Genomic DNA, 17,477 nt, shown 5'->3' with positions numbered 1-17,477 from the left:
CCGGACGGTTCTGCCATGCTGGGCCCATGACTGCCCCACACGCTACCCCCATCTCCCTCGGGCTGCTCGCCCAGCCCACGCGTTTCCTTTTCTTCACGGGCAAGGGCGGGGTGGGCAAGACATCGCTGTCCACGGCTGCTGCCATTGCCCTGGCGGATGCTGGTCGGCAGGTGCTGCTGGTCAGCACCGATGCTGCCTCCAACCTCGATGAAATGCTGGGCGTGCCGCTGTCCAACCAGCCAGTGGCCGTGCCCGGGGTGCCGGGGCTGCACATGCTCAACATCGACCCCGATACCGCCGCCGAGGCCTACCGCCAGCGTGTGCTGGCGCAGCTGGAGGCCACCGCCAGCAGCGATGAGCGCGCGACAGTGCGCGAGCAACTCTCGGGCGCCTGCACCACCGAGATCGCTGCATTTGACGAATTTGCCGCGCTGCTGGCCAGCGAGGGCAATGACACCGGCCACGTGTTCGACCACGTGGTGTTCGACACGGCCCCCACCGGCCACACGCTGCGTCTGCTGAGCCTGCCCAAGGCCTGGACCGGATTCCTTGCGGGCAACGACCGGGGGGCGTCGTGCCTGGGGCCGCACTCGGGGCTCAAGATGCAGGAGGCGCGCTTCAACGCCGCCCTGGCTGCGCTGAGCGACCCGGCCCTGACCACCGTGGTGCTGGTCACCCGCCCCGACCCCCGCCCCATGCAAGAGGCCGCGCGCACCGCGCTGGAGCTGCGCGCCCTGGGCCTGGCCAACCAGCGCCTGGCCATCAACGGCGTGTTCCATGCCAGCCAGCCGGGGCAGGACGCGGTGGCCGATGCCATCGAGGCCCTGGGCCGTCAGGCCATGGACCAGATGCCCGATGCGCTGGCGCACCTGCCCCGCGACGAGGTGCCGCTGCGCGCCTTCGACACCGTGGGTTTGCCTGCGCTGAGGGCCTTGCTGGCGGGTGGCGCGGTGCCATTGAGCGCGCCCTCTGCCGTTGTCGGCGCGTCGTTGCAGGCCGAACCCCTCTCGTCCCTGGCCGACGCGCTGGCCGCCAAGGGCCACGGCCTCATCATGGTGATGGGCAAGGGCGGCGTGGGCAAGACCACCATCGCCACCGCGCTGGCCGTGGGCCTGGTGCAGCGTGGGCACAGCGTGCACCTCACCACCACCGACCCGGCGGCCCATGTGCAAAGCCAGCTCGATGGCAGCCTGCCGGGCCTGAAGGTGGGGCGCATCGACCCGCACGCCGAGACCCATGCCTACATCGACAAGATCATGGCCACACGCGGCAAGGCGCTGGACGACGCGGGCCGCGCCCTGCTGCTGGAAGACCTGCAATCGCCCTGTACCGAAGAGGTGGCCGTGTTCCACGCCTTCAGCCGCGTGGTGAACGAGGCGCGCAGCGCCTTTGTGGTGCTGGACACGGCCCCCACCGGCCACAGCCTGTTGCTGATGGACGCCACCGGCGCCTACCACCGGCAGATGACGCAGCAGTACGAAGGAAGCGCGAATTCCAAGCACATCATCACGCCGCTGATGCGCCTGCAGGACGCGGATATGACCCATGTGGTCATCGTCACGCTGCCCGAGGTCACGCCCGTGAGCCAAGCCGCCGCGCTGCAGGACGACCTGCGCCGCGCCCGCATCGAGCCCTGGGCCTGGGTCATCAACAAAAGTGTGGCGGCCACCGGCACCAGCGACCCCTTGCTGCGGGCCCGGCTGGCGGGCGAGCAACAGCAGGCCGCACGCATCGCCAGCGGCCTGGCGCAGCGCACCTACGTGCTGCCCTGGCTGGCGCAGCCGCCTGTGGGCGTGGAGGCGCTGGGGCGGCTGGCGGCCGCACCGCCTGCAGTCACAGGAGATTTGCTATCTCATTGATAGCTGCTAGGGCATATGGAACTAGCGCTAGCGGCCAAAATGGCTCAAAAAATATCTGTAGGGGTGTTCCAAGGCCCTCAAAGGCCTGTGCAGCCCTGCTGCTAGCGCGCCAGCTCCTCGCGCACGGCCGCCACCTGCCGCCGCGACACCGCCAGCAGTTCGGTCGAGCCTTGCAGCCGCACCGCCCAGCCTTCGCCCTCCTCAGGGTCGTAGTGCTTTTCCAGCGCGCGCACGGCGCGGCGCGCCACCAGCGCATTGCGGTGGATGCGCAGGAAGCGCGGTGCAAACTTGGCTTCCAGCTCGCTCAGCGAGCCGTCCATGATGTAGCTGCGCGTGGTGGTGCGCACGGTCACGTATTTCTGCTCGGCCTTGAAGTACAGCACCTCGGTCAGCGGCAGGCGTTCGGTGCGGCCCCGGTCCTGGATCAGCAGGGTCTCGCCCTCGGGCATGCTGGGCACGGCACTGGGTCCTGCGGGGCGGCTGGTGCGCTGCACCTTGGCCAGGGCCTGCTGCAGGCGCTCGCGGCGCACGGGTTTGGTCAGGTAGTCCACGGCATCCAGCTCGAACGCGCTCACTGCGTGGTCGGCGTGGGCCGTCACAAACACCACGGCCGGGGGCTGGGGCAGGGCCTGCAGTGCATGGGCCAGTGCCAGGCCGTCCTGGCCGGGCATGTGGATGTCCAGCAGCACCAGGTCGTACCCACGTCCCCCGGTGGGGCCCAGCAGCGCCATGGTCTCGGCGGCGTTGGAGGCCTCTGCCACCGTGCAGCGCTGGATGTCCGAGCAGTCGGACAGCAGGGTGCGCAAGCGGCTGCGCGCCAGGGCTTCGTCGTCAACGATCAGGATGTTCATGGGGTTTGGAGGGGGTAGGTTCGGTCGGGGCCACCGCGCCTCGGCGGTAGCCGCCCCGCAGGTCGCCACGCCCGCGCAAGGGCGTGCGCGGGCGGGCGGCAGGGGTGGGGTCGGCGGCGGGCAGGGTGATGCGCACCTGGTACAGCCCGTCCTGCACGCCAGCGGTGAATTCGCCCTGCACGTCATGCAGCAAGGCCAGCCGCGCGCGCACGTTGGCCAGTGCGATGCCATGGCCCCGCGTGCTGGGCTCGTCGTGTTTGCCGGTTTTGCCCTCTTTGGGGGGCAGGGTGTTGGTGATGCGTACCACCACGCGGGTGCCGCGCAGCTCGGTCAGCACGCGCAGCTTGCCGCCCCGGGCACTGGGCTCCACGCCATGTTTGACGGCGTTTTCCACCAGCGGCTGCAGCAGCAGCGGCGGCAGGCGCGCGCTGTCGGTGCGTGGGTCCAGGTTCCATTGCACCTGCAGGCGCTTGCCAAAGCGCACCTGCTCAATGCCCAGGTAGCGGCGCGCCAGGGTGATCTCCTCGGCCAGCGTGGTCGATTCTCCCTGCTCGATGAGGGCCACGCGGAACAGGTCCGACAGGTCTTCGAGCAGCGACTCGGCCTTGGCCGGCTCCTCACGCACCAGCGCAATGGCGCTGTTGAGTGTGTTGAACAAAAAATGCGGGCGGATGCGCGACTGCAGCTCGGTCAGGCGCGCGGTGGTGGCGGCCGGGGTGCGGCCCCGGGCGCGCAGCACCAGCGCAGCCACCAGCATGGCCGCCAGCAACGCGCCTGTCGCTGCGCTGGCCAGCCAGGGCGGCGATGCCGACAGGCCCACCAGCGCCAGCATGGCGCAGGCATAGGCACCGGCCACGGCCCCCAGCAGCACCCCGGCGGCATATTGCTGCGCGGTGGACAGGCGCTGTAGCACCGTCTTGAGGCTGCAGGCCGTGATCAGCCACACCAGCGTGGCCGGCAGCGCGCCGCCGGTCAGCAGCGCCAGGCTGGCCAGCCATTCGACGGGGCTGCTGGCGCCATACATGGCACCCACGCCCACCACCACCTCCACAAACAGCACGGCCCGCAGCACCACACCGACCTGGCAGGCATCGAACACCAGGGCCCGCCCACGTGGCGGCTGCCCGCCCGGCCCGGCGCCCGCAGCGGCCCGCACGCTGCGCGCTGGCCTGTCTGGCAGGGCGGAATCCGGCGGCGGGGGCTGGGTCGATAAAATTTGGGTGTTTTGCATTGCGGCATCCGGACAGTCCGGGTGTCTGAACCACCGGATTATTGCCCTCCTTATGTCCAAAGCCCAAGCCACCAGCGCCGACTCTGCGCCGTCCCACAACCAGCTCGACACCAAGGCCCAGGCCTGGTCGGCGCTGTTTTCCGAGCCCATGAGCGACCTGGTCAAGCGCTACACCTCCAGCGTTTTCTTCGACAAGCGCCTGTGGCAGGCCGACATTGCAGGCAGCCTGGCGCACGCCGAAATGCTGGCCGCGCAAGGCATCATCTCTGCTTCCGACCACGCCTCCATCCAGCGCGGCATGGCCCAGATCACGTCGGAAATCGAGTCCGGCGCCTTCGAGTGGAAGCTGGACCTGGAAGACGTGCACCTGAACATCGAAGCCCGCCTGACCCAGCTGGTGGGCGACGCTGGCAAGCGCCTGCACACCGGCCGCAGCCGCAACGACCAGGTGGCCACCGACGTGCGCCTGTGGCTGCGCGGCGAGATCGACCTGATCGGCGACCTGCTCAAAGAGCTGCAGGTGTCGCTGGTCGATGTGGCCGAGCAGAACGTCGAGGTGATCCTGCCCGGCTTCACCCACCTGCAGGTAGCGCAGCCCGTGAGCTTTGGCCACCACATGCTGGCCTATGTGGAGATGTTCAAGCGCGACGCCGAGCGCATGGCCGACGTGCGCCGCCGCACCAATGTGCTGCCGCTGGGCAGCGCGGCCCTGGCCGGCACCACCTACCCGCTGGACCGCGAGCGCGTGGCCAAGACGCTGGGCATGGTGGATGCGAACGGGTCCCCCGTGGTGTGCCAGAACAGCCTGGACGCCGTGAGCGACCGCGACTTCGCCATCGAATTCACCGCCGCCGCCAGCCTGTGCATGGTGCACGTGAGCCGCCTGTCCGAAGAACTCATCATCTGGATGAGCCAGAACTTCGGCTTCATCAAGATTGCGGATCGCTTCACCACGGGTTCGTCGATCATGCCGCAGAAGAAAAACCCCGACGTGCCCGAACTCGCGCGCGGCAAGACGGGCCGCGTGGTCGGTCACCTGATGGGCCTGATCACTCTGATGAAGGGCCAGCCCCTGGCCTACAACAAGGATAACCAGGAAGACAAAGAACCGCTGTTCGACACCGTGGACACGCTCAAGGACACGCTGCGCATCTTCGCCGAGATGGTCGGCGGCCAGTTGAACCCCGCCACGGGCAAGAAAGAGGGCGGCATCACCGTCAACGCCCAGGCCATGGAGCAGGCCGCACTCAAGGGCTATGCCACGGCCACCGACCTGGCCGACTACCTGGTCAAGAAGGGCCTGCCCTTCCGCGATGCGCACGAGACGGTGGCCCACGCCGTGAAGGCGGCCACCACCCATGCGTGTGACCTGTCGGAGCTGCCCCTGACCGTGCTGCAGGGCTTTCACCCCGCCATCGAGAAGGATGTGTACGAGTGCCTGAGCCTGCGCGGCTCGCTCAACGCCCGCAACACGCTGGGCGGCACGGCCCCGGCGCAGGTGCGTGCCCAACTGGCGCGCCACCGCGCCCGCCTGGCCTGAAGGCTAATGACAACCCCCTGTGGCGCTGCGCGCCTTCACCCCTTCTCTCGCATTGCTGCGCAATGCGGGAAGGGGGACGCCGCCAGCGTGGCGGGGCGGCCCTTACGCGGCGGCCACTGGCAGGGATCATGCTCGTTTCAAGGGCGTGTCGCCAACCAACGCATCTCAAAAACTGGAGCTTTTTCATGACAACTTCTCGCCGCAGCCTGCTGTCCCGCCTTGTGCGCACGGGTGCTTTTGTGGGCGCCGCGCTGGCCGTGGGCCTGGCGTCCGCCCAGCAGGCCAAGCCCATCCGCCTGCTTGTGGGTTTTCCGCCCGGCGGCGGTACGGACGCCATTGCGCGCACGCTGTCCGAGAAGCTCAAGGATGAGCTGGGCCAGCCCGTGGTGGTCGAAAACCGCCCCGGCGCGGGCGGCCAGATTGCCGCGCAGGCACTCAAGGCCTCGGCGCCCGACGGCACCACGCTGTTCCTCACGCACGACCACACCGTCTCCATCCTGCCCCAGGTGGTGAAGAACCCCGGCTACGAACCCGCGCGCGACTTTGTGGCGGTGGGCGGTTTTGCCACGTTTGTGAATGCGTTTGCCGTGTCGGGCGGTACGCCGGCCAAGTCGTTCACCGAATACGTGCAGTGGGTCAAGACGGCCGGTGGCAGCAAGGGCGCGGTGGGCATTCCTGCGCCAGCTTCCACTCCAGAGTTTCTGGTCAAGCTGGTGGGGCAAAAGTACCAGCTGGACCTGGTCTCGGCGCCGTACCGGGGCAGCGCCCCCATGATGGCTGACATGCTGGGCAACCAGATCAGCGCGGGCGTGGCCTCGGTGCAGGACTTCATGGAAAACCACAAGGCCGGCAAGGTGCGCGTGGTGGGCGTGCTGGGCACCAAGCGCCAGGCCTCCATGCCCGACGTGCCCACGTTCGACGAGATGGGTCTCAAGGGCTTTGAAGACCTGCCGTACTACGGCATCTACGCACCCACGGGCACGCCGCAAAAGTTCATCACCGACTTCTCGAACGCGCTGGCCAAGGTGGTGGCCCAGCCCGATGTGCGCGAGCACCTCACCGCCATGGGCCTGACGGTGGGCTACATGTCGCCCCAGCAGCTGGCCACGCGCGAGAAGGCCTACACCGAGGCCTGGACGCGCATCATCAAGACCAGCGGGTTTGTAGCGCAATAAAGGACGGGGAGGGCTGCTGCGAAGCCGCCTGACCCCAGCCCCCCTCCGCATTCGCATCACCAGCGGTGTTTGCTGTGCGTATGGTACGTGCGGTACGTTCCGTGGGGCTGTGGCCACAAGGGGCTGTCTCACCGACCGGCCTGGGTGTCTCCAAAGCGGCCATCCCCTGCGCAGTCGGTGCTGGCCGGTCTGCACAGACCATGGCACCATCCGGCACCCATCCCGGACCTCATTCATGCCCACCAGCCGCCTCCCTTCGAACTGGATCCATCACCGGTACCTGCCCCTCGCGGTGGGCGTGTGCAGCAGCATGCTGGCCGCCTCGCTGGCCTGGGTGGTCATCGATATCTCACACACCAAGGCACGCGCTGAGATTGCTGCGCAGGCGCAAAGCCACCTGCTGCAGATCCGCGACCGCCTGGACAGGCAATTGCAGAGCACGCTGTCGGTGCCCGAAACGGTGTCCGCCTTCATTGCCGCACAAGGCAGCATGTCGCCCGACATCTTTGCCACCGTGGTGGGCCGCCTGCTGGAGCACCAGCGCAATATCCGCAACCTGGCTCTGGCGCCCGACAACGTCATCAGCGATGTGTACCCGCGCGTGGGCAATGAGCGAGCGATTGGCCTGCGGTACCTGGACAACCCGCAGCAGCGTGGTGCGGTGGAGCGGGCCATCCAGACCCGCCGCACCGTCGTTGCAGGTCCCATTCCGCTGGTGCAAGGGGGGCTCGGCATCATCAGCCGCACGCCGGTGTTTCTGGCACATCCGCCGGGGCGCGCACCTGTGGGCGGGCCCCGTTACTGGGGCATCGTGTCGCTCACCGTCAATGCCGACACCCTGTTCGCCGACGTGGGCCTGAACTCGGACCAGATGGGTTTTCAGGTGGCGGCACGTGGACTGGACGCCATGGGCGCGCAGGGCGCGGTGTTCATCGGCCGCCCTCAGTTGTTCGACGAGGAGCCGGCCACGCTCGATGTGCCCTTGCCGGGTGGCGGCAGCTGGATCCTGGGCGCGGTCCCCACGGGCGGGTGGGGGGCTGCAGGCCGTGCACCCGCGCTGGTGGTGATGCTGGCCTACGCGTTCGCGCTGGTGCTGGGGCTGTTGAGCGCTCGGCTGGTGCGCGCCCACCAGCAGGTGCTGGCGCTGGCCAGCCATGACCGCCTGACAGGGCTGCCCAACCGGCGCCTGTTTGAAGACCGCTTGTCGCAGGCGGTGCTGACGGCCTACCGTGACCACCGCGCTGGCGCGTTGTTGCTGGTGGACCTGGATGGTTTCAAGGCGGTCAATGACAGTCTGGGGCACGGCAGTGGCGATCAGGTGCTGGTGCGTGTGGCGCAGCGTCTGGCCGGGCTGGCTCGTGCCAATGACACCGCCGCTCGCCTGGGCGGCGACGAATTTGCACTGGTGCTGAACGCTGTGGCGTCCCCGGAGGCCGCCATGGAACTGGCCCACAAGGTGCTGGCAGCGCTGGTGGCACCCATTGGACTCGACAGTGGCCAACACGTGCTGACCGGCGCAAGCGTTGGGGTCGCCTTGTTCCAGGGCCCTGCTGTGGAATCCATGCCCGCGCTCATGGACCGGGCGGACCGGGCGCTGTACACCAGCAAGCGCAGCGGCAAAGGGCTGGCCACATTGGCCGAAGCCCCCGGCGCTGCAGAGTTGCCACAGGAGACCCCGCCCTTGGCCTGAGAAGCATGTTTTGCATGGAAATCAAGCAAAAATAGCTGCAGGCGCTAGTACATAAAGCGCTTGCAGCTATATTTTTAGGAGCGTTTGCTGCCACGGGGCCTGTCGTCGTGCAGCCCCGCAACCCGGTCACAGCATGGCCGTGCGCTGTTGCTCGGCGCGCGATGCGCCAATGGCGGTCTCCACGTTCTTGACCTCCTCGGGCGGGGGCAGCACGGCGGGCATGCCCAGGGCCTGAATGGCCAGCTCGCGGCACCAGCCTTTGGTGTGGTACAGGTGGTGGTCCTCGTCTTTTTCCACGGCCTTGTGCGCTACCTTGAGGGTGTGGCCCACATCGCCCGTGGCCACCTTGGCGACCTGGCCCAGCAGCTCCCAGTTGGCGTGGTCCTTGGTCTCCGCGTGCACCACACATTCGCAGGCCACCAGCTGTGCGGCGTCGGGGCTGCCAGACTTTTTGGCCAGCTGCATCGCCTGCACCAAGGAAGTGCCAATGTGCTTGACCACGGCCCGCGTGGGCGACTGCGTGTCGGGGTCCAGGCCCAGCGCATCGCAGATGCCGCGCACCACGTTCTGGTGCGCCAGCGTTTCTTCCAGATAACCTTGCCATTCCTTCTTCAGGTCGGGGTTGATGGCGCAGGTGAGGGCAGTGCGGTACACCTGTTCGCCGCCGAGTTCGGTCTCCATCATCTGCAGGACGAGGTCGTCGAGTTGGTGGCTGTCGTAGTGGCTTTTGGGCATGGGGGCTCCTTGGGGTGGTGGGGTGAACGAAAAGGTGGGGCTTCAGGCCAGGGTGCGCACTTTGGGTTCACGCTCCCACTGGCGGGTCTGGGCAGCGGCGATGAAGCCCTGGGCGTCGGCCGGGTCCACCACGCCTGCATCGGGCTCGATACCACCGGCCTGCAGGATGGCCCGGGTGCCCTTGCAGGCGGCAATGGCCTTGAGGTGGCCGAACGCGTCGCGGAACCAGTCCACGGCCGCCGCCTCCTTGGCCAGCTGTGCGCCCATGTCGGGCGACAGGATGGAGGCCACGGCGTCAAACACCACTGATGGTGTGCCCGCCAGCTGCCCGTCGGCGGGCAGCAGCGTGCCGTCTTTCAGCACGGCACCGCCCACCTTGGGGGCCACGATCTTCACGGTGGCGCCGACTTTCTCCAGCGCCTTGCGCAGGTTGGCCACCGAGCCGCCGTTGGAGCCGTCGGCCACCAGAATGCCGATGGAGCGGCCCTGCAGCGTGGGCTTCATGCGGTCGATGATGCGCAGGGCGGGCGACAGGGGCAGGTCCTGCACCGGCTCGGTGGTGGCCGGTGCAGGGGGCAGTGCCGGCAGCCCCAGGCCGTCGGCCACGCGCTGGGCTAGGTCTGCGTCCACATGCAGCAGATGGCCCACCACCGCTTCGCGCACATGGGGTGTGCCGACCTTGGACAGCTCGAACACCAGCGCCGAGGCCATGTGGGCCTGCTCCAGCGGGCTCTGGCTGCGGTAGAACATGCGCGCCTGGCTGTAGTGGTCGGCAAAACTCTCGGCCCGCACGCGGCCCTTCACGCCATCGTCGGCCTGCGCGAAATGGCGAAAGCCTTGTGCCAGCGAGGCGCGGGGCGTGTCAGGCTGCAGGCTGCTGGGTTCGTAGTTGACGCGGCCCTTGGGCACCTGCATCTGCATGTGGCCGTCGCGCTGCATGTTGTGGAACGGGCACTTGGGGGCATTGATGGGGATCTGCGCAAAGTTGGGCCCGCCCAGACGGGACAGCTGCGTGTCCAGGTACGAGAACAGGCGGCCCTGCAGCAGGGGGTCGTTGCTGAAGTCGATGCCGGGCGGCACGTTGGCGGGGCAGAACGCCACCTGCTCGGTCTCGGCAAAAAAGTTGTCGGGCCAGCGGTTGATCACCATGCGGCCAATGGGCTGCAGGGGTACCAGTTCTTCGGGGATGAGTTTGGTGGGGTCGAGATGGTCAAACGGAAAGCGTTCGGCATCCTGCTCAGTGAACAGCTGCACGGACAGCTCCCACTCGGGAAAGTCGCCCGCCTCGATGGCTTCGAACAGGTCGCGCCGGTGGTAGTCGTTGTCGGCCGATTGCAGCTTGACGGCCTCGTCCCACACGGTGGACTGGATGCCCAGCTTGGGCCGCCAGTGGAACTTCACAAACGTGCTCTCGCCCGCCGCGTTCAGCAGGCGGAAGCTGTGCACGCCAAAACCTTCCATCATGCGCAGGCTGCGGGGAATGGTGCGGTCGCTCATGGCCCACATCACCATGTGCAGGGTTTCGGGCATCAGCGAGACAAAGTCCCAGAAGGTGTCGTGCGCGCTGGCCGCCTGCGGAAAGCCCCGGTCGGGCTCCATCTTCACGGCGTGCACCAGGTCCGGGAACTTCATCGTGTCCTGGATGAAGAACACGGGGATGTTGTTGCCCACCAGGTCCCAGTTGCCTTCTGGCGTGTAGAACTTGACGGCAAAGCCGCGCACATCGCGCGGCGTGTCCACCGAGCCTGCGCCCCCGGCCACGGTCGAAAAGCGGGTGAATACAGGGGTCTGTACACCGATGTCGGTCAGCACCTTGGCGGTGGTGTACTTCTTGAGCGAGTGCGTGAGTTCAAAGAAACCATGGGCTGCCGTGCCCCGTGCATGCACGATGCGCTCGGGAATGCGTTCATGGTCAAAGTGCGTGATCTTCTCGCGCAGGATGAAGTCTTCGAGTAGCGTGGGGCCGCGCGGCGCAGTGCGCAGCGAGTTCTGGTTGTCGGCAACCGGAATACCCTGCTGCGTGGTCAGCACCGGGTGTTTGCCGCCCGCCTGTTGCTGCAGCTCGCCCGCGTTGCCGCGAAAGTTATCGGACTGGGTGGAAGAAGGCAGGGCAGACGGCGATTTGTGGGCCGCGCTGCGCGAGGTAGGGGGTCGTGCCATGGGCGCTCCTGGGTGGTGCGTGGGGTAAAACGAAGCCACCATCTTTGGGCGCTGAGCGTTCCCAGCGGGTAGGACATGGCCCCATCGGCGCGTCGTCGGGCGCGCGTGATGACTGCTTGCCCGACCGATACGTAAGTGCTTGCAACACACACCCGGGCGACATGGCACTTTGTTACGCTTGCTGGTTCCTTCGGAGGGGATAGCGTGAACGCAAAAAAATGGATGTTGGCCGCCAGCCTGTCTCTGGTGGCCTGGGGGGCCCAGGCCCTGCAGATCACCAGCTTCTCGCCCCAGGGCGAGGTGGCGCGCGTGCGCCAGGTGGTGGCCAAGTTCGACGCTGCTGCGGTCAATTTTGGGGACCCCAAGGCGGCCACACCCCTGAGCCTGAGCTGCAGCGACGCCAGTGTGACCAAGGGCACGGGCCGCTGGACTGGCGAGCGCGAGTGGGTGTTTGACTTCGAGCGCGACCTGCCGCCAGGCGTGCGTTGCACCGCCGGCGTCAAGCCGGGCTTCAAATCGCCCGCTGGCGCAGAACTGACGGGCGCCAAGAGCTATCAGTTCAATAGCGGCGGGCCATTTGTGCAGAACCTCCGCCCCAGCACCTACGAGCAGATCGACGAAGAGCAGTTCTTTGTGCTGTTCCTCAATGGTCCTGCCACCACGGCCAGCGTGCAGAGCAACGTGTGGTGCACGGCTGAGGGCGTAGGCGAGCGCATCCCCGTGCGTTTGATCGAGGGGGCGCAGCGCGCCGAAATCCTCAAGGGCTTGGGTCTGGAGAAAGACGCAGCACGCGAGCCCCTGTCCTTTGCCACGCTGGCCTGCAACCGCCGGTTCACCTCGGGCTCGCGCATGCAGATCGTGTTCGGCAAGGGGGTGGCCACCCCCAGCGGAGTCGCCAACACGGTGGAAAAACGCTTTGACTTCAAGGTGCGTGAGCCGTTCTCGGCCGAGTTCAGCTGCGAGCGCGAAAACGCCCAGGCAGCCTGCCTGCCGATCCGGCCGATGATGCTGTCGTTCAACGCGCCCGTGCCGCGCAAGCTGGCGGCTGCCATTCGCCTCAAGTCCGCCAAGGAAACCCTCAAGCCCCAGATCGATGGCGGCGCAGAAGGTGCCCAGGCCGATGCCCTGGTCAACAGCCTGCAGTTCAACGCGCCGCTGGCCGAGAACACCGCTTTCACCATCGAGCTGCCCAAGGATTTCAAGGACGCCTCGGGCCGCGCGCTGCGCAATGCGGACAACTTCCCGCTCAAGGTGTCCACTGGCGGCATGCCGCCGCTGGCCAAGTTTGCAGCGGCGCCATTTGGCATCGTGGAGCGTTTTGCCGAAGGCCCCGCGTCGGACAACCCGCCTGCGCTGTTGCCCGTGACGCTGCGCAACGTGGAGGCTGCCCTGCGCGTGCAGGGCCTGCAAGCGGGTGTTGCGACAGCCACCGCACCGGCGGGCAAGGTGAGCACGCTCAAGCCCCGCACCGACGCGGACATCATTGCCTGGTTTCGCAAGGTGCAGCGCTATGACAGTTACGTGGTCAACCGCAAGCAGGCGCGCCAGGACGTGACCGGCCCCCTGCCCAAGGTGCTGGATGACGACAAGGAATACGTGCAGTCGCGCATGCTGTCGCTGCTGGCAGGCAAGGGCGGCGTCAAGACGCTGGACCTGCCCAAGCCATCGAGCAACGACCCGCGCCCGTTCGAGGTGGTGGGCATTCCGCTCACACCCGGCTTCCATGTGGTGGAGATCGCGTCGCAAAAGCTCGGCGCCTCGCTGCTGGACGACCGCCATGGCGAAGGCCGCACGATGTACGTGCGCACCTCGGCGCTGGTGACCAACCTGGGGGTGCATTTCAAGCTGGGCCGCGAAAACGCCATGGCCTGGGTCACCACGCTGGACAAGGGCCAGCCCGTGCAGGGCGCCACGGTGCGCGTGTCGGACTGCCGAGGCAACGAACTGGCGCAGGCCGTGACCGACGCACAGGGTATTGCCCGTGTGGAGGGCCTTTCGTCCGAACCGCCCGGCTGCAATTCCAATTCTGAGGACGAGGTCGGCCAGTCGTACTTTGTGAGCGCGCGCCACAAGGGGGTGGATGGCGTGGAGGACATGGCCTTCACCTGGAGCGACTGGCAGCGGGGCATCGAGCCCTGGCGCTTCAATGTGCCCACCAGCCGGGCACCCTCGCCGGACGAGCGCGTCCACACCATCTTCGATCGCACGCTGTTCCGCGCGGGCGAAACCGTGTCGATGAAGCACCTGCTGCGCGCCGAAACGCGCCAGGGTTTTGCCCTGTCGGCATCGCGTCCCGACACCCTTGTCATCACGCACCTGGGCAGCGGCCAGCAGTTCACCCAACCCCTGGTGTGGCGCGGCACGGCCACGGGCGGGCTCAGCGCGCAAAGCACCTTTGCCATTCCGCCAGCAGCCAAGCTGGGCGTGTACCAGGTCGAGTTTGCGGGCAATGGCACGATGAACGGCAACATCGCGTCCGGCTCGTTCCGCGTGGAGGAGTTCCGCCTGCCCGTGCTGGAAGGCCGCATCGCCCCGGTCGAGAAAAAGGCGCTGGTGCGCGTGCGTTCGGTGCCCACCGACGTGCAGATCAACTACGTGGCCGGTGGCGGCGCGGCCAACCTGCCGGTGCGCGTGTCGGCCCTGGTGCGTGGCAAGTCCCTGGAGTTCAGCGACTACGACACCTTCCGCTTCAACCCGCCCCGCAAGCGCGAGCAGAGCAGCGCCAACAGCGACGACGAAGAGGCCACCGCCAGTCAGGATGCACGCGTGATTGCCGACAAGCTGCCGCTCACCCTCGACAAGAACGGTGCGGGCAAGGTCACCATCGACAATGTCCCCCAGGCCCGCCAGCCGCAGGAACTGCTGCTGGAGGCCACCTACGCCGACCCCAATGGCGAGGTGCAGACCCTTCGCAGCACGCAGATGCTGTGGCCCGCCGGTGTGGTGGCGGGCATCAAGACCGAAGGCTGGGTGTCTGCGCGCCAGAAGATCCGCTTCCAGGCGCTGGCGCTGCAGCACAACGGCAAGCCGGCGGCCGACACCGCGCTGCAGGTGCAGGCCCTGGCCCGCATCACCACCACCACGCGCAAGCGCATGGTGGGTGGCTTCTACAGCTACGACAACCAGACCGATACCAAGGACCTGGGCACGCTGTGCAGCGGCAAAAGCGACGCGCGAGGCCTGTTGCTCTGCGAGGCCAAGCTCGACGAGGCGGGCGAGGTGGAGCTGGTGGTCACGGCCACGGACAAGGACGGCAACACCAGCGTGGCCGCTTCGTCGGTGTGGGTCACGCGCCAGGGAGAGCTGTGGTTTGGCGGCGAAGACCATGACCGCATCGATCTGCTGGCCGAGAAGAAGAGCTACCAGCCCGGCGAGACCGCCAAGTTCCAGGTGCGCATGCCGTTCCGCTTTGCCACGGCCCTGGTGGCCGTGGAGCGTGAGGGCATCATCGACACGCAGGTGGTGCAGCTCAACGGCCAGGACCCCACGGTGAGCCTGAAGGTGCAGCCCGACTGGGGACCCAACGTGTACGTGAGCGTGCTGGCCTTGCGGGGCCGCCTGCGCGAAGTGCCGTGGTACAGCTTCTTCACCTGGGGCTTCAAGGCGCCGCGCGAGTGGTGGACCTCGTTCTGGTACGAAGGCAAGGAATACCAGGCGCCCACGGCGCTGGTGGACTTGTCCAAGCCCGCATACCGCCTGGGCGTGGCCGAAATCCGCGTGGGCACGCAGGCCCACCAGATCGATGTGAAGGTGCAGGCTGACAAGGAGAGCTACGCCGTGCGCGGCAAGGCCCAGGTCACCATCACCGCCACGCTGCCCGGCGGCAAGCCCGCCGCCAATGCCGAAGTGGCCCTGGCCGCCGTGGACCAGGCGCTGCTGGAGCTGATGCCCAACAACAGCTGGAACCTGCTGGAAGCCATGCTGCAGCGCCGCAGCTGGGGCGTGGAGACATCCACCGCGCAGATGGAAATCATCGGCCGGCGCCACTACGGCAAGAAGGCCGTGCCCGCTGGGGGTGGTGGGGGCAAGTCGCCCACGCGCGAGTTGCTGGACACCCTGCTGCTGTGGGAGCCCGCACTCAAGCTCGACGCCAACGGCCAGGCCAAGGTCACCGTGCCGCTCAACGATGCGCTGACCACCTTCAAGATCGTGGCGGTGGCCGATGCGTCCACTGGGCTGTTTGGCACCGGCAGCACCAGCATCCGCGCCACGCAGGACCTGCAGATCATCAGCGGCCTGCCGCCGCTGGTGCGTGAGGACGACCAGTTCCGCGCGCAGATCACGCTGCGCAACACCACCAAGGCCGCCATGAAGGTGGAGGTGGCACCACGCGCTACGCTGCTGGACCTGAAGCCGCAGACCATCGACATCCCGGCGGGAGAGGCGCGTGAGGTGGCCTGGGACGTGACGGCCCCAGCGCAGCTGGCGCAGACGCGCGCCGAGGCCATCCTGTGGGAGATCGAAGCCAAGGACCAGGTCAGTGGTGCCCGCGACGCCCTCAAGGCCCGCCAGCGCATCGTGCAGGCGGTGCCGCTCACGGTGCAGCAGGCCACGCTGGTGCAGGTGGACGGTAGCTACAACCTCGATGTGAACCCACCTGCCGACGCATTGCCCGGCCGGGGCGGCCTCAAGATGTCGCTGCAGCCCAAGCTGGCCGAAGGCCTGCCCGGCGTGCGCGACTGGTGGGCGCGCTACCCGTTTGCCTGCCTGGAGCAAAAGACCAGCAAGGCCGTGGGCCTGCGTGATGGCGCGCTGTGGCAGACCGTGGTGGCGCAGTTGCCCACCTACCTCGACAGCGATGGCTTGGCCAATTACTTCCCGCCGCGCGACGGCGACGCCAACCGGGGCAGCGACACCCTGACGGCCTATGTGCTGGCCGCCACGCACGAGGCCGCCAGCATCAACCCCGCGTTTGCACTGCCCGACGAGGCCCGCGCGCCCATGGAGCGTGGCCTGATCGCGTTTGTGGAAGGCCGCATCCAGCGCAACTTCTGGAGCCCGCGCAAGGACCTGGACATGCGCAAGGTGGCTGCGCTCGAAGCGCTGTCGCGCTACGGCAAGGCCCAGGGCCGCATGGTAAGCAGCATCACCATCGCGCCCAACCAGTGGCCCACCCACACGGTGATCGACTGGGTCAATGTCTTGAAGCGCGTGGCCGATGTGCCCGAGCGCGACAAGCGCCTGGCCGAGGCGATGCAGATCCTGCGCGGCCGCCTGTCGTTCCAGGGCACCAAGCTCATCTTCAGCAACGAGCAGGACGACTACTGGTGGTGGCTGATGCAGAACGGCGACGTGAACACTGCCCGCCTGATGCTGGCCGTGATGGACGACCCGGCCTGGAAGGACGACATGGGCCGCCTGGCCAACGGTTTTATCAGCCGCCAGCAGGCAGGCGCCTGGCACACCACCACCGCCAACCTGTGGGGCGGCCTGGCGCTGGAAAAATTCAGCGCCAAGTTCGAGGCCACACCCGTGTCGGGCACCACCAAGGCCAGCATGGGTGGCAACACCGCCAGCGTGGACTGGAGCAAGGTTGATCGCGTGAAGGCGTCGGACGCCACCGGCGCTCCCAACCAGATCACCTGGTTTGGTGCACCCGCATCGCCCGGCAACCTCAAGAACAACGGCATGTTCCTGCCTTGGGCAAGTGCTGCGGGCAAGGCGGGCGGCAAGGAGCAGCTGGCCGTCACGCACCAGGGCCCGGGCAAGCCCTGGCTCACGCTGCAGTCGGTGGCGGCCATTGATCTCAAGGCCCCGTTCGCGGCGGGCTATGCGATCAAGAAGACCATCACCCCGGTGGAGCAGGCCAACAAGTCGCTGCCCGCCGGCCAGTACACGCGGGGCGACGTGCTGCGGGTGACGCTGGAGGTCAACGCCACGGCCGACATGACCTGGGTGGCCATCACCGACCCCATCCCGGGTGGCGCCACCATCCTGGGCAGCGGCCTGGGCCGCGATTCCGAGATCGCCACGCAGGGCGAAAAGAAGAGCGGCGCCGGCTGGCCCGCGTTCGAGGAGCGCAGTTTTGAGTCCTTCCGCAGCTACTACGAGTACCTGCCCAAGGGCATCGTCAAGATGGAGTACACCGTGCGCCTGAACAACGCGGGCGACTTTGCGCTGCCACCGAGCCGGGTCGAGGCCATGTATGCGCCCGAGATGTTTGGCGAGTCGCCCAACGCACGGGTAAAGGTGCAGGTGGCCAAATAAGCTGCGACGCCCCAACGCCACTTCGTCAT

Annotated in this window: 9 protein-coding genes; 5 read left to right on the top strand and 4 right to left on the bottom strand. The window is 67.4% G+C overall.

The genetic code is table 11. From position 1 onward, the window contains the following. Window positions 1-26: 26 nt before the first annotated feature. On the top strand, window positions 27-1,859 hold the full coding sequence (gene arsA / locus ATF69_RS13435; RefSeq protein WP_146871281.1) for an arsenical pump-driving ATPase: 1,833 nt from the start codon (window positions 27-29) through the stop codon (window positions 1,857-1,859). Window positions 1,860-1,960: 101 nt separating this feature from the next. On the opposite strand, the gene ATF69_RS13430 is transcribed toward arsA, so the two are convergent. Both ATF69_RS13430 and ATF69_RS13425 read right to left on the bottom strand, forming a co-directional pair. Then, complete coding sequence (locus tag ATF69_RS13430) at window positions 1,961-2,710, bottom strand: LytR/AlgR family response regulator transcription factor (protein ID WP_146871280.1); 750 nt, start codon at window positions 2,708-2,710, stop codon at window positions 1,961-1,963. After that, complete coding sequence (locus ATF69_RS13425) at window positions 2,691-3,941, bottom strand: sensor histidine kinase (protein ID WP_056061180.1); 1,251 nt, start codon at window positions 3,939-3,941, stop codon at window positions 2,691-2,693. The genes ATF69_RS13430 and ATF69_RS13425 overlap by 20 nt, the downstream gene beginning before the upstream one ends. A gap of 52 nt (window positions 3,942-3,993) precedes the next feature. On the opposite strand from ATF69_RS13425, the gene argH reads away from it, so the two are divergent. From argH to ATF69_RS13410, 3 genes are all read left to right on the top strand, one after another. Next, the gene (gene argH / locus ATF69_RS13420; protein ID WP_146871279.1) at window positions 3,994-5,481 is read left to right on the top strand and encodes an argininosuccinate lyase; all 1,488 of its coding nucleotides are present in this window, start codon (window positions 3,994-3,996) and stop codon (window positions 5,479-5,481) included. A gap of 185 nt (window positions 5,482-5,666) precedes the next feature. Then, on the top strand, window positions 5,667-6,656 hold the full coding sequence (locus ATF69_RS13415) for a Bug family tripartite tricarboxylate transporter substrate binding protein (RefSeq protein WP_146871278.1): 990 nt from the start codon (window positions 5,667-5,669) through the stop codon (window positions 6,654-6,656). A 235-nt stretch (window positions 6,657-6,891) separates the two neighbouring features. Next, window positions 6,892-8,346 carry a diguanylate cyclase domain-containing protein gene (locus ATF69_RS13410; protein ID WP_146871277.1) on the top strand — a complete coding sequence of 485 codons (1,455 nt, stop codon included), beginning with the start codon at window positions 6,892-6,894 and terminating at the stop codon, window positions 8,344-8,346. 126 nt (window positions 8,347-8,472) lie between these two features. On the opposite strand, the gene ATF69_RS13405 is transcribed toward ATF69_RS13410, so the two are convergent. Both ATF69_RS13405 and ATF69_RS13400 read right to left on the bottom strand, forming a co-directional pair. Further along, window positions 8,473-9,081 (bottom strand): hypothetical protein, encoded by a 609-nt coding sequence (locus ATF69_RS13405; protein WP_056061194.1) that lies wholly within the window; start codon window positions 9,079-9,081, stop codon window positions 8,473-8,475. Between the two features lie 42 nt (window positions 9,082-9,123). After that, window positions 9,124-11,241 (bottom strand): catalase, encoded by a 2,118-nt coding sequence (locus ATF69_RS13400; RefSeq protein ID WP_146871276.1) that lies wholly within the window; start codon window positions 11,239-11,241, stop codon window positions 9,124-9,126. Window positions 11,242-11,463: 222 nt separating this feature from the next. Between ATF69_RS13400 and ATF69_RS13395 the strand changes: the two genes are divergently transcribed. Further along, a complete protein-coding gene (locus tag ATF69_RS13395) occupies window positions 11,464-17,448 on the top strand; it encodes an alpha-2-macroglobulin family protein (protein ID WP_146871337.1) in 5,985 nt (1,994 codons plus the stop codon). The last annotated feature ends 29 nt before the right edge of the window (window positions 17,449-17,477 follow it).

The sequence above is a fragment of the Acidovorax delafieldii genome (assembly GCF_007993815.1).
GTDB classification, from domain to species: domain Bacteria; phylum Pseudomonadota; class Gammaproteobacteria; order Burkholderiales; family Burkholderiaceae_C; genus Acidovorax; species Acidovorax delafieldii.
The sequence above is the reverse complement of the archived record's forward strand: the minus strand, read 5'-3'. Positions and strand labels throughout refer to the sequence as shown.